The organism is Mesorhizobium sp. M7A.F.Ca.AU.002.02.1.1, assembly GCF_003998535.1.
Taxonomy (GTDB): Bacteria; Pseudomonadota; Alphaproteobacteria; order Rhizobiales; family Rhizobiaceae; genus Mesorhizobium; species Mesorhizobium ciceri.
Window position 1 is genome coordinate 25,089 of the sequence record NZ_RZPB01000002.1, and the last position, 12,433, is coordinate 37,521.

Here is a 12,433-nt window from a genome sequence, read left to right on the forward strand (position 1 = left end):
GGGCCATTCGATCGCGCGCTTTGTATCGAGCGTTGACTGGATGCCGAGATCTTCTGTTCCGCCGGCTCGGGCGATGCAGCCGTATTCTTCCAGTCCGCGCCGGTGATCATAGTCTATGGGTGCTCGAGCGGGTGTGTCGTCGCTGACGAGCTAGTTGTGGAGCCTCAACAGGTTGTCCTCGGTTAGAGCGAGGCGACTGATAGGTGTTTTGGACTTTAGGCTCCCGTGGGGACGGTGCCAATTGTATCTGTGCAGCCAGACCGGCAACTCTGCGGCGCGGTGATCTGAAGTCGGATAAGCGATGGCATAAGCCCATTCGCGCAGTGCTGTCTGGATGAAGCGCTCGGCCTTGCCATTGGTCTTGGGTGTATAGGGTCTTGTCCTGACGTGCTTGAGGCCGAGATCGCGGCAGGCCTTGGCGAAGGCCTTTGATCTGTAGCAGGAGCCGTTGTCGGTCATGACGCGGGCTATCGTGACGCCGAGGCTGGCGTAGTAGGCCACCGCCGCCTTGAGGAAGGCGATGGCGCTTTCTTTTTTCTCGTCGGGCAGGATCTGCGAGAAGGCGATGCGGGAGGCGTCGTCGATGCAGACATGGACGAACTCCCAACTGCTGCCGCGCGAGCTGGCATTGCCGGTGCGCTTGCCGGTAATGCGATGACCGATGCGCTCGAAACGACCGAGCTTCTTGATATCGATATGGATCATCTCGCCAGGATGCTCGCGCTCGTAGCGTCGGATCGGCTCGGCCGGTTCGATATCCCGCAACCGCGACAGTCCGGCACGCTTGAGAACCCGGCTAACGGTGGCGGGCGAGACGCCGACCTCATGGGCGATGTGCTTGCCGGTCCAACGTTGCCGCCGCAGCGCCATGATGCGCTCGGCGATCAACGCAGCGGTGGCCTGCGGCATATTGGCGGGCCGCGAGGAACGGTCGATCATGCCGGCCCGCCCTTCGGACTTGTAGCGCTCGACCCAGCGCGCCACGATCTTGGCCGACACGCCGTAGACACGCGCCGCATGGGCTTTGGAGAAAGCGCCTTCTATCACCGACAGCGCCATCTCCTCTCGACGCAGCGGTGTGAGACGGGCATTCTTATGGATGTTCATTCGGACCCTCCGGTGAGTGCTGAAGCTTGGTAACTCCAGTCTCCCCGGTCCGGTCCGAATGGACAACCTCCCGAAAGCTCACAGCTAGTCGTGCGGTTATATAGTTTCCGAGGATGGCCCGCTTGCATACCTGCCTGCCGGTAATCTCTAACCCTTGACTTAGGGCGATGGCTATCGGTTATGCGGCTTGAAAGCGAAGAGGTGGACCCTTCGTCGAGCGCCGGTACGATATGGAGTGCTGCTCCGGGCTAATACCCATCCAGACAGAGCGGAACCTTCTATCACGTCAGACGCTCGGACAGTTGCCAAACCCCGATTTCCTGGGAACTGAATTGTGCTCGCCACCGGGTCCATTTTGCCGGCGCGTCTGTGGTGCAGGCCCCGATCAGCCTGACCAATGGCACAGGAACGCTTCTATGACCGAGCACTGCGAATTTGTCAGCTGGCGAACAATTCCTTGTAGCCGCTCGTCACCATCCAGTTCGCACGGTCGAGATGACTACGAAGCGCCTTCCTGGCGCGCTCCGGTTCAAGTGCCGGATCAATGCCGAGGATCAGTTGGGCCATTTCCTCTTCGGGCGCCTCATCGGCTGAGGCGTCCAGGAGCCTCATATAGATGGTAAAGTGCGCCCTGTCGTAGGCGGTAAGACGGTCAGACCAAGGGACTTCGTCGAGCAGTGTTGAGCTTTGAGTCCTATCTGTTCCCGTTGATTGATTCATGTCTGCCGCGAACCTCGCATGTTGATCGCTGGATCCAAGGCAGAATATCCCAAAATGGGATAATCCGAAACGGGGATTAGTCGCTGAGCCGGTCTCTACCTGCCGGTTCACCTAAATGCCCAAATCTCTTCGATCTCCCCGCCACCAGCGGTTTCTGGCCCAGTTGATCTCACTGCGCAATGTCAAAGGGCTGACGCAGGCGCAGGTGGCTGAGAAGCTTGGTCGTCCGCAATCTTTCGTGGCGAAATATGAGGGTGGCGAACGGCGTCTCGATGTCATTGAGTTTCTCGACGTAACTGCGGCCCTCGATGCTGATCCGTGTGAGATTCTGTTGAGCCTGCGCACGTAGTGGGCGCCCGCGCCCATCACCGCGCGTGCCGTGTGCCGGTGGGTCGAGCCCCGATTTTCTTGGCTCTGGCGTCTCGACCATTCCGCTGCGCCTCCTAGCGCGTCGTTAGACTCTCGCAATTCGCTCTGTTTTGTGCCTTTCTCAGCAGGTGGCGCCGCATCCTTCTAGGCCCGCCGCGGCGTCCCGCAACCCTTAGCCAGCTGTGAGCTTTCAGTAGGTTGTCCATCCGGCCCTTCGGATGCGGTGCGGCTCAGACGGCGGACCCGTTCCTGTCATGATTCGCCGCCGCACCCATTCCTGGGAAGCAGCCATTGGCGAGCGGAGGACAAAATGATGAGACAGCGAAGCGCTGGGCCATCCGCGCTGTGGTGATACGTCGATGCATGGCGGTTGCGCGACTTCGTTGCTTGAAGCGAAGCGACCGCACCGCCCATTTCGTCAACTGGCGAACAAATCCTTGTAGCCGCTCGTCACCACCCAGTTTGCACGGTCGAGATGACTGCGAAGAACGTTGCGTGCGCGCTCAGGTTCGCGTGCCGGATCAATGCCGAGGATCACTTTGGCCATTTCCTCTTCAGTGGCGTTGTCGGCCGAGGCGTCCAGGAGCCTCATATAGGTTGTAAAGTGGTCCTTGTCGTAGGCTGTAATGCGGTCCGACCAGGGGACCTCGTCGGCGAACGGCGTGTTCGATCTGGGCTGCAACATCGCTAATTCTATCTCCGGCCAATGGACCCGCGAAGCCCTGTGCCTGCTAAATGTGGATTACATATTATAGTTGATAAACTCAAGCCGCCTGATCCGCTGGCTTGCGTGCATGGATATGCGCAAGTTGGTCGGACGGAATGTGCAGAGGATCAGGCAAAGGAAGCGCCTGACGCAGGAGCAGCTTGCGGAGATTTCCGGGTTCAGTCAGCAGTACATCAGCGGCTTGGAGAAAGGCCGAAGAAATCCGACAATTATCACGATCTATGAACTGGCATTGGCCCTCGGCGTCAGCCACATGGATCTGGTTCGGCCCGACAAACAGGCATGATACACCCGCCCTCCAAGTAGCTGGCCGCCTGATGGCGCGCGCCGGGTGCTCGTGAACCCAGGCTTTTCTTAGGGTCCCCCGGCAGCCCCTGCCATTTGGCTCGCCCTGGCCCGGCGCACCCTATTGGACAGTCGGCCGCTGCGGTTTTTGTCAGCCTTTCCTGGGGCGGTCGGCATTGCCTTTTAGGCCCGCCGCGGCCTCCCGCAACCTTCGCTCTCGCTTCAGGTCCTTCTCTTGGTTACGATCCTTCGGATGCGGTTCGCCTCTTTCAGCGGGCCTAATCGCTTTCTGCCGCCCACCCCACGGGGACAGCCACGCGAGACTAGTATGGAGCGTTGCGGTTAGCGCACGAACAGCAAAGGAACTGAAAAAACAGGCAACTGTCGAAGCATGGCTGAACCAGCCATCGTGTCGGCATCTTGGAGCCGCGTGTTCGCCTTGAGGCCCTGCCGGTAGGATCCCTGCAGTTGAAGTCATTGTCGGCATTCTGACAACAATGGACATGAACCGCCGAACTATCAAGGCGACCAGGTTGTTGTCTAGCAATGGTTTTCCGAATCGGCACGGCACTTGCGTTACCAAAAACAAGTACGCCGCGGCACGGATCGCCCAAGAGGCTGAACGACCTGATCTGTTTGACCCTCGCAGCAGGGGTGGATGGCTAACACAAAGGAAACTTTGAAGGTGGACGTTTTCGAAAGTTCTCCAATACCTGTCAGGAAAACACGGACGCCATCTTTCTCGGTGGATCTAGCCTTGCTGGGAGTCGCATTCGTTTGGGGGGCGAGCTATCCGGTCGGGAAAGGCGCACTGTTCTACGCGCCGGTTTCGATACTTGTTCTTTATCGCTTCCTGATTACTACGATCATTACGGCAGTGGCTGCAAGACATGAGATCGCATTGGTCTCCTGGGGCGATTTCATCCGCGGCTTCGCATTGGGAACAATACTTTTTTGCATCTTTATTGCTGAAACTTACGGCGTTGCATCGACAAGCGCAATGAACACGGCCTTGATCATATCGCTTTGTGTGATTTTCACGCCGAGCATCGACTATGGGCTATCACGGCGACTTCCACCTACGGGCATTTTGGCAAGTGCTGCCATAGCGTGCATCGGTGTCGGCATTCTCACTGGCGGGATCAGCAGGTTCAGCCCGGGTGACGCGCTTGTCTTGGGGGCCGCGATTCTGCGAGCGGTTATGGTCGTTTCCACCAAACGCCTTCTGGCCGGCCGGCAGATTTCATCTGCAGCCCTGACGGCCATCCAAGGATCGACGGTGGCAACACTTACTTTCGTTTTGGCCGTCGCTCAGTTCGGAATTTCAGGCCTTGTTGTGAGGGCCACCCTTCAGTTTTGGGGCGCTGTTGCCTTCCTTGCACTCTTCTGCACCCTCGCTGCATTCTACATTCAAAATGCCGCAGTGAGAAAATCCACACCGACACGGGTTGGCTTCTTGATGGGAACAGAACCTTTTTTTGGTTTCGTTCTAGCGCACCTTCTTCTGAATGAGCCTTTGACAGTACCGAGCTTGATAGGCGCAGGCCTCGTCCTCGCTGCGACGTTTGCTGGCATCTGGTTTGAGAGCAGGACATCCAAATGAACCCCATCTTGGCTTCCACCAAACCCGCCATCGGCGGCATTTCGAGTTTTGAAGATCTGGAGGCTTTTCCGGACCGAACCGCACCAGTTGCAACCATGTTCAGCGGCGGTCTCGACAGCACCTATCTTCTCTACAAGCTGCAAAGCCTTGGCTTTGCGAACATTGAAGCTGTCGCAGCGGATGTCGGAACGCGCATCGATCAGCCTTTGTTGGAACGGACGGCAGCCATGTTCGGCGCGCGCTTTGTCTGCCTCGAAGGGCGGGATGCCTTTGTCGAACAAGGCGTGAAATCAGCCATTCGAGCCCACGCCAAGTACCTTGGCATCTATCCGTTGAGCAGTTCGTTGAGCCGTCCCATAATCGCATCTTTGGTTGTTAATCATGCTAGGTCAATCAACTCACGGCTGGTTCTTCATACAGCAAACCTTTCTCAAAACAGTCTTCCGCGCCTTAACAATAGCATTAAGCGCTCAGGATTTTCCGGCAACTTCGGCAGTCCGTATGAATGCTCTGTGATATCCCGACAACAGAAGACCTCCGACCTGTCCAAGTGTGGAGCGACTTTTGTGGCGGACCGCACGTGGAGCGCGGACGAAAACCTCTGGTGTCGGGAATTCGAGTCGGGGCCTTTGGAAGATCCCGAGAACTTTTCCATCCCCGAGGAGGCATTTGCTTGGACGCGCCACATTCCCGCAGAGCAGCCGGTAGAGATCAAACTCGGGTTTGCAGACGGAAGTCTCGTGTCAATTGATGACCGTGATGTTGCATTGGTCGACGCAATCCCGTTCCTGAATAACACGGTCGGCAAATTCGGGCACGGCCGCTTTGTCGGGCTTGAACACATCACAACCGGCCAAAAGGTTCTCGAAGTCCGCGAGGCCCCTGCCGCGGCCATTATCTTCGACGCGCTGCGTCACCTCGAAACCGCTTCTCTTGACGTGGCATCAATCGTTTTGAAGCAAGGGCTTGAGCAAGCCTGGTCCCAAGAGGCGGTTTCAGGTGCATGGGGCAGTACTATTCACCAGATGTGCGAACGGGCCATTGCATCCGCCCTCGAGGGCGTTAGCGGGAGCGTCAGCTACATAGTCGATCACACACGCTTTTTACCTCGGTCGATCCGAGCCAGGACGCCGAGATACATTAGGGACCGCGACCTTTGGGAATACCAAGCCGCAACCCACATAGCGTTGTCCAAAGCGTTCCGTCCTCGCCAAGTCACCAAAAGGGAGACACCCGTGGAAAACAACGCACCCCAGGCGCCGGCCAACCTCAGTCAACAATGCACTGACGGTCTGGTGACAAATGGATGGTGGTTTTCAAAAGGCGAGCGCGCCGAAGCCTGCTTTGGCATCGAAATTGATGCAGCCTGGAAGAACTTTGCTGACCATTGGAATCGACTTCTTCTCGATGAATACATGCGTGACGGCGGAACATATCGTTACCGGCGCTATAGCGCTTTTGAATATGACGCGACTGACGGAATCTTTAGGCTCCTACCCCACGCCCCCTACGAACAATCAAAAAGTGTCAATCATCTGAATGGCGGCTTCAAGCGCCACTTCGAGCCCCTTGAAAACTCCTTTATAGACCATCCCGTCTTAGAAAAGATTCTGACAGGTTTCTGCAGAATTCTATGTGAAGCCGCCCGACATGATCGTTGGAATATCAAGATCCATCCCTACCGGATTGTCGCGCGCGATGGTGTAAATGGCAAACCGGCACCCGAGGGCCTTCACCAGGACGGGGTGGACTTCATTGCTTGCTATATGATTGGGCGGGTCAACGTCACCGGCGGCATGAGCATGATCACCGACGCCTCAAAGGAGTTCCTCGGCGAGGTCGAAATGAACTCCCCGAATGATTTTGTGATCTGCAACGACCGCGAAACCTTTCACGATGTATCGTCGATTGTGGCCGAAAACCTGAAAATGCCGTACGCTTATCGCGACGTCCTTGTGATCGCCTTCGAGAAATTATAACGCCCAGCGCGCCGAGAGCATTTTCAACAAGGTTCAATACTGCTTGGTATCCTCTCGGGTGTTCCTGGTGCGGGAACAATGCAGGATTAATTTCTTGCATCTAAACACCTAGATAGCAGTTTCGCCTCTCTGGTATGATGGTTTTTGGCCTCGCGGATCTCGCGTAATACGAATGACCGTGGACACCCCCGATCTTCGCAAGAAAGTGAGAAATTATCCTCATGCTGTCCGACGAGGTGGTCTGCGGCTTCGGAGGCACCGGGAACTGGTTTGGTAGCCAGACATTTGGGATGGAACCGGACATGCTCTCGATCGCCGGGGGGCTTTCATCCGGTCACCTGCCCATTGGCGGCGTCATTATCTCGACAAGATTTATCAATGCGCCGCTGACGAGGCCCACAAGGTCGGCGTGTTCGGTCACGGTTTCACCTACTCCGGTCATCCGGTGATAGCGGCCGTCGCCGCCGAGGCGATCAGGATCTACAGCGAGATCGATTTCGTGACCCAGGCGCGTCGTCTCGGCGATCACTTGCATGGAGCCCTCGCGGACGCGCTCGGCGACCATCCGCTTGTCGGTGAAGCCCGCGGCCGCGGCTTCATCGCGGGGGTTCAGATCGTCGAGGATCGTGCGCCCGTCGCGTCTTCGCGCCCGAGCTGAGGATCGGCGATGTCGAGCGGCGGTGCCGCGAGCACGGCGTCATGATCCGCAATATGGGAGAAGTGCTTGGAATCTGTCCGCCCTATATAATCACCGAAAGCGAGATCGACCCCTTGGTTGACGGCATTCGTTCTGCACTCGACGGCGCCGCTGCTGCGAATTCCCGGGTCGGTCGGGTGGCATGAGTTCCAGCATTAAGACCGACTGCTTCACTTCAGTGGATATTATCGAGCAAACGCTCACCCGAGGGGTGCACTTCATCCGTGTCCGGTACAAAACGTCACCCATGTCTCAGGTCGGGCACGCCGCTCGCCAACGACACCGAGTTCGGCCTCGCGGCCTACTTCTACACCGGCGATCTCGGTCGCGCCTTCCGCGTGATGGAAGGACTGAAGTACCGGCGTCAATGAAGGCCTGATCACCACGCCGGAGGTGCCGTTCCGCGGCGTCAAGGAATCGGGCCTCGGCAAGGAAGGCGGCCTCCAGGGCATCGTGGATTATCTCGACACCAAACATGTCTGCATCGGCGGTCTCGGCGTCTAGTGGTTCCCGCCTGACATAGGAGTCCAATCAGAGATTCCCTTTCTGGCCTGCGCGTGCGAGTCTGGCGCATGCGCACAGGAAGATCGTTCACCGTTTCGTCGGCCGATCGCGTCCGTCTGACGGCGCTGATCAGGGATCGCAACGCCCCGCAAAAGCATGTCTGGCGCGCCGAGATAGTGCTTTTGCCCGCCGACGGCGTCGGCACCGGCGAGGTCATGCGCCGCATCGGCAAGTCGAAGACCGACGTCTGGCGCTGGCAGGAGCGCTTTGCCGCGGAAGGCTGTGACGGGCTGCTGCGCGACAAGACGCGACAGTGGCGCATTCCGCCGCTCGGTCCCGATGTCGGCGAGCGCGTCGTGGCACTGACGCTTGCCGATCCGCCGGGCGAGAGGACCCACTGGACCGCCGACATGATGGCGCAAGCCGCCGCAATCAGCGCCAGCGCCGTCAGGCGCATCTGGAAGGCGCATGGTCTCGCACCCCACCGCTGGCGCCAGGTTCAAGCTCTCCAATGATCCGAAGTTCGTCGACAAGTTGCGCGCCGTCGTCGGCCTCTATCTCGATGCGCCGGCCCATGCCATCGTTCTGTCGGTCGATGAAAAGAGCCAGATCCGGCGCTCGACCGCACCCACCCGGCCTGCCGATGAAGAAGGGGCGGCTCGGTACGATGAGGCACGACTACAAGCGCAACGGCACCACCACCCTGTTCGCCGCCCTCAACGTCCACTATTGTCCCGTTGACGAGAATATCATCTTAGTTGCTTGTAAAAATTTGTTCTCCACTTCCGTCTCCATCGTATCTCAGTCAACGCGATGGAGCAGGAAATGACTACAAACATTGTGAAACTGGAAGAAGGCAGGGCAATCGGCTCTAATCGTGACGTGCCGCTGTCAGATCATGAGGCGGAAGCCCTAGGGCATCTTGCGGTGGCGCTGAGTGGCATTTCGACGACCATTCGGTCCGCCGCCTACAAACACGCGCTAAACTCTAGTCACGCGATGAAGCCCCTAAAGGAGACGGAGGACGCGCTTACCGACTACGACGCCTTGGCGAGGGCGGCGGGCCGAAAGCAGCCGAAAGCGGCGGAGGAGGACGACAGGAAGGGGGACGCCCTAGCGAGAGAGGCCGCCGCACAGGTCAGCAGGGTCGATCAGACCCGATCTTCCCGCTGGAGCAGACCGCGAAGGGTACCGGTGGCATCAACGGACTACGTTCGGCAGGTGGTCATGGCAGATAGTCAGCTTGGAGCAGTGTCGGCACTGGTAAACGCGCGGCGAGTGGCTCCAGAACGCTTCCATGCTTCTGTTCCCAGTGTAGATAATAATCCGGATGCTCCGCTTCTGACCTCTTTTTCGGACTATCTGAGCAGGGTGTGCGGACTGGAGTCAAAGTCCCGCGAAGGCGTTCTCCTGGGCAGCCGCCGCTTTCTGGATTGGTTCCATCACCACCATTCCCGGCCAAGCCCTCGGCGCGTTGACGGCTGAGCATGTCCTTGCCGCTGTCGAACATCGGCTGTCACTATCGGCGACCTCCGGTACCCGCACCGGCAGCAACTTCTCACATCGTATTGGGCTGGCCACCACGACCAGAATCTCGCGCGCGTCGTCCCCAGGACGCCCCACTGGCGTTTGGCTCATCTAACCCTCGAACTCGGCTACGGCCCGTCGACGGTCTTCTTCACATGGGTCGGATTCGACGAAATGGACGAGGTCACAGGCGACGGCCATGCTGAACTGCTCGACGACGGCTCCATCGACATCACCTTCTATCACAACGGCGACGAGGCAATCCTCAAGGCCAAACGGGACACTTCTTCAACGGCCTGCTAGGAGATCCGTGTTCGCCTTGCGCTGACAAAGAAGCTCACACATGACGTCCGGGAGACGATGCTGGCAAATGGTCTGGCTGAAGCATTCCACCCACAATACCAAAGCCCGTCCCGATCCAAAGCGCTTCTAAGCACTCCACCTCAGGCGCAAGGCCGGTTGGCCAGTGCATCTTCTTGGTCCGCCGGAAGAGAACCCCGCCCGACAATAGCTTCATGAGGTCTTGCGCTGCAGTGTCGACCGTAAAAAAGGGCGCGCGAGGCGCCCTTCATTTAAACCGGCAGTCGGGAAGCAGACTTCACTCTGATATTCAAAAGCGGTAGGTGACACCTGCGCCTATCAGCCAGGGATCGAGCTCCGCCTTCCCCGTCAGCTTCGCGCCGGTCACCGTGACGTCGAAGTCCGGCTTCAGGAAAAGCTTCTTCACGTCGAAGTTGAGGCCCCAGTGCTGGTCCACCATGTAGTCGAATCCGACCTGCAGCGCCGTGCCGAACGTGTTCTTCACCTTGAGAGCATCAGCGCTGCCAGTGTCCTGGTTGTAGAAGATCGTGTAGTTCACGCCGGCGCCGACATAAGGCTTGAACGCGCCGAGATCGGTAAAATGGTACTGCAACGTGAGTGTCGGCGGCAGCAGCCAAACTTTGCCGATGTTGCCCAACCCTCCGATCGTCCCTTGGCCCGCGATGTTGGCATAAGTGGTACCGAGTATGAGTTCGGCGGCGATGTTGTCGGTGAAGAAATACGAGATATCGAGTTCCGGCGTCACCGTGTCCGAATACGAAAGACCGGAGCCGGGAAGCGTATCAACGTAGCCCAGATCTTTCGTAACGACGCCCAACGCCCGCAGGCGGACCTGCCAAGGGATTGGCGCTTCGGTGACCGAGGCTCCCGTCTCCGCCAGGACGGTCTCTGCTTGCGCAGGCTCCGCGGCGACGGCCTGCTGTCCCACCATGATCAGGGCCACCGCCGCTGCTGTTGCCCGCGCTACGCCCATTCGCGTTCTCGCCATGAGATTCACTCCTTGATGTTCAGAAAGGATGCACTGCACTATTTCGTCTCCTGCTCGAATGAATTGTTGATGGACCTCAAATGCCCCTCTTGCGTTGCAACGCGTTCCGCCGTCTCCGGAGGGTGATCGTTGAAGCCGATTGCGCTGCGGAGAAAATTGGTGCCTAGACTGATGAATGCGGCTTGCTCCCGATTGTCCTCGCCGCAGCCGTGCCCGCCTGCGCTGGCCTCGTAGAAGTAAGCGGGATAGCCAAGAGCCTGCAGTTTTGCGGCCATCTTGCGCGCATGGCCCGGATGGACGCGGTCGTCGCGTTTCGTGGTGGCGATCAGGATAGGCGGATAGGGCTGTCCCGGCGCTGCGGCGTGATAGGCGGAGATTTCCTTCAGGAAAGCCCAATCGTGAACCTTGTCCGGATCGCCATATTCGTCGATCCAGCTCGCGCCCGCCAAGAGCTTGGTGTAGCGACGCATGTCGATAAGCGGTGCTGTGCAGAACAGAGCCCCGAAATGCTCAGGATAGCGGGTCAGCATGTTTGCGATCAGCAGGCCGCCATTTGAGCCACCCTCGGCGGCAATCCGCCTCGGCAGGGTGATGCCCCTTCGCACGAGGTCGGAGGCAACGGCGGCGAAATCGTCGTGGGCGAGACGCTTGCCCTCCCTGCGCCCGGCTTCGTGCCAGCGGGTGCCGAACTCGCCGCCGCCGCGGATGTTCGCCTCGACACACGTGCCACCGCGCTCGAGCCACAGCTTGCCCAGCGGGGAGTTGTAGTAGGGCAGGAATGATACGCCGAACCCGCCATAAGCGGAAAGGTGAATCGGAGCATCTCCGTTCCCGTTCGCCGGACCAACCTGCGTATAGGGGATCAGCTCATGATCGATAGAGACTGCCTCGTGGCGCGTGACCACCAGTCCGGATGCATCGAAATTCTCCGGGCTGCGCTTCAGGATTGCTGAAGCGCTGAGAGACGGCGCGGCATTCAGATCGAACAGCAAGAGCTGCGGCGGCGTGATCGGATCCTGAGCACAGATCAGGACCTCTCCATTGGTCTCGTGAACTGCCGCATCGAATGACCAGACGTCGACAGTACCTTCGGCGGGCAGGGTGTTCAGGACTCGGCGCGTCCATTCCTGGTGGCCGGGAGTGAACATCTCGAAACGCGGTGCGAGATTGACGAGGTAAGAGATAATGAGCTTCCCGTCATTCCAGAAGAATGACTGCATGGAGCGCCTTTCCCCTGGTTGAAACAGGGTCTCAAAACGGCGTCCGCCGGCGAGGAAAGTGGAAAGCGAGATGACGATCAGCGCGTCGGCGGGATGGGTGGTGCCTCCCACCGTCCAGGGCTTGCGCGGCCTTACCGCCAGCCAGTCGCCGAAGACCCGCCACGACGCGTCGCGAGGAAGATCGATCTGCCTCCTCGGCCCGCTCCTATCGCCGATCCAGCTGATCTTCTCGAAGAAGGCCGGCTGCTCGATGAACCAAAGGCGCTCGCTGCGGCCGGTGCGGTCCGAATGACCAGACACTTGGAAGCTTTCGAACCCGGCCTCGAAGATTGCCGGCGTGGTGAGGGGATCCGCGTCACGCTTCCACAGTCGAACTGTGCGCGCAT

The 12,433-nt window shown here is 58.8% G+C and carries 12 protein-coding genes and 2 pseudogenes; 9 read left to right on the forward strand and 5 right to left on the reverse strand.

Annotated elements, in window-relative coordinates:
* Window positions 1-150: 150 nt before the first annotated feature.
* Window positions 151-1,107 (reverse strand): IS481 family transposase, encoded by a 957-nt coding sequence (locus EN879_RS00290; RefSeq protein ID WP_063169302.1) that lies wholly within the window; start codon window positions 1,105-1,107, stop codon window positions 151-153.
* Between the two features lie 438 nt (window positions 1,108-1,545).
* Window positions 1,546-1,827, reverse strand: coding sequence for a DUF2285 domain-containing protein (locus EN879_RS00295; protein WP_063169301.1), 282 nt, complete (start codon window positions 1,825-1,827; stop codon window positions 1,546-1,548).
* Window positions 1,828-1,942: 115 nt separating this feature from the next.
* Between EN879_RS00295 and EN879_RS00300 the strand changes: the two genes are divergently transcribed.
* Window positions 1,943-2,176, forward strand: coding sequence for a helix-turn-helix transcriptional regulator (locus tag EN879_RS00300; protein WP_082826573.1), 234 nt, complete (start codon window positions 1,943-1,945; stop codon window positions 2,174-2,176).
* A 438-nt stretch (window positions 2,177-2,614) separates the two neighbouring features.
* On the opposite strand, the gene EN879_RS00305 is transcribed toward EN879_RS00300, so the two are convergent.
* The gene (locus tag EN879_RS00305; protein WP_063169299.1) at window positions 2,615-2,881 is read right to left on the reverse strand and encodes a DUF2285 domain-containing protein; all 267 of its coding nucleotides are present in this window, start codon (window positions 2,879-2,881) and stop codon (window positions 2,615-2,617) included.
* Between the two features lie 109 nt (window positions 2,882-2,990).
* On the opposite strand from EN879_RS00305, the gene EN879_RS00310 reads away from it, so the two are divergent.
* The 8 genes and pseudogenes from EN879_RS00310 to EN879_RS00345 all read left to right on the forward strand — a co-directional run bounded on the left by EN879_RS00310 (window position 2,991) and on the right by EN879_RS00345 (window position 9,821).
* Entirely contained in the window at window positions 2,991-3,209 is a 219-nt protein-coding gene (locus tag EN879_RS00310) for a helix-turn-helix transcriptional regulator (RefSeq protein ID WP_029354714.1), read from the forward strand.
* A gap of 657 nt (window positions 3,210-3,866) precedes the next feature.
* Window positions 3,867-4,811: a DMT family transporter gene (locus tag EN879_RS00315; RefSeq protein ID WP_082826572.1), complete on the forward strand. Its 945-nt coding sequence runs from the start codon at window positions 3,867-3,869 to the stop codon at window positions 4,809-4,811.
* Entirely contained in the window at window positions 4,808-6,790 is a 1,983-nt protein-coding gene (locus tag EN879_RS00320; protein WP_063169298.1) for an argininosuccinate synthase-related protein, read from the forward strand. Before EN879_RS00315 ends, EN879_RS00320 begins: the two co-directional genes overlap by 4 nt.
* A gap of 221 nt (window positions 6,791-7,011) precedes the next feature.
* Window positions 7,012-7,239: an aminotransferase class III-fold pyridoxal phosphate-dependent enzyme gene (locus tag EN879_RS40525; RefSeq protein ID WP_263485461.1), complete on the forward strand. Its 228-nt coding sequence runs from the start codon at window positions 7,012-7,014 to the stop codon at window positions 7,237-7,239.
* On the forward strand, window positions 7,200-7,448 hold the full coding sequence (locus EN879_RS40530; protein ID WP_063169297.1) for an aminotransferase class III-fold pyridoxal phosphate-dependent enzyme: 249 nt from the start codon (window positions 7,200-7,202) through the stop codon (window positions 7,446-7,448). Before EN879_RS40525 ends, EN879_RS40530 begins: the two co-directional genes overlap by 40 nt.
* A 308-nt stretch (window positions 7,449-7,756) precedes the next feature.
* Window positions 7,757-7,991, forward strand: a pseudogene (locus tag EN879_RS00330) (aldehyde dehydrogenase family protein); the annotation flags it as partial.
* 68 nt (window positions 7,992-8,059) lie between these two features.
* Window positions 8,060-8,715 (forward strand): annotated as a pseudogene (locus EN879_RS00335) (IS630 family transposase); the annotation flags it as partial.
* 905 nt (window positions 8,716-9,620) lie between these two features.
* The gene (locus EN879_RS00345) at window positions 9,621-9,821 is read left to right on the forward strand and encodes a hypothetical protein (RefSeq protein WP_244514237.1); all 201 of its coding nucleotides are present in this window, start codon (window positions 9,621-9,623) and stop codon (window positions 9,819-9,821) included.
* 307 nt (window positions 9,822-10,128) lie between these two features.
* Here EN879_RS00345 and EN879_RS00350 read toward each other — a convergent pair whose 3' ends face one another.
* Both EN879_RS00350 and EN879_RS00355 read right to left on the reverse strand, forming a co-directional pair.
* A complete protein-coding gene (locus tag EN879_RS00350) occupies window positions 10,129-10,827 on the reverse strand; it encodes an OmpW family protein (RefSeq protein WP_063169295.1) in 699 nt (232 codons plus the stop codon).
* Between the two features lie 38 nt (window positions 10,828-10,865).
* Window positions 10,866-12,433: prolyl oligopeptidase family serine peptidase (locus EN879_RS00355; RefSeq protein WP_164774288.1), on the reverse strand; the 1,568-nt coding region annotated here is incomplete at its 5' end.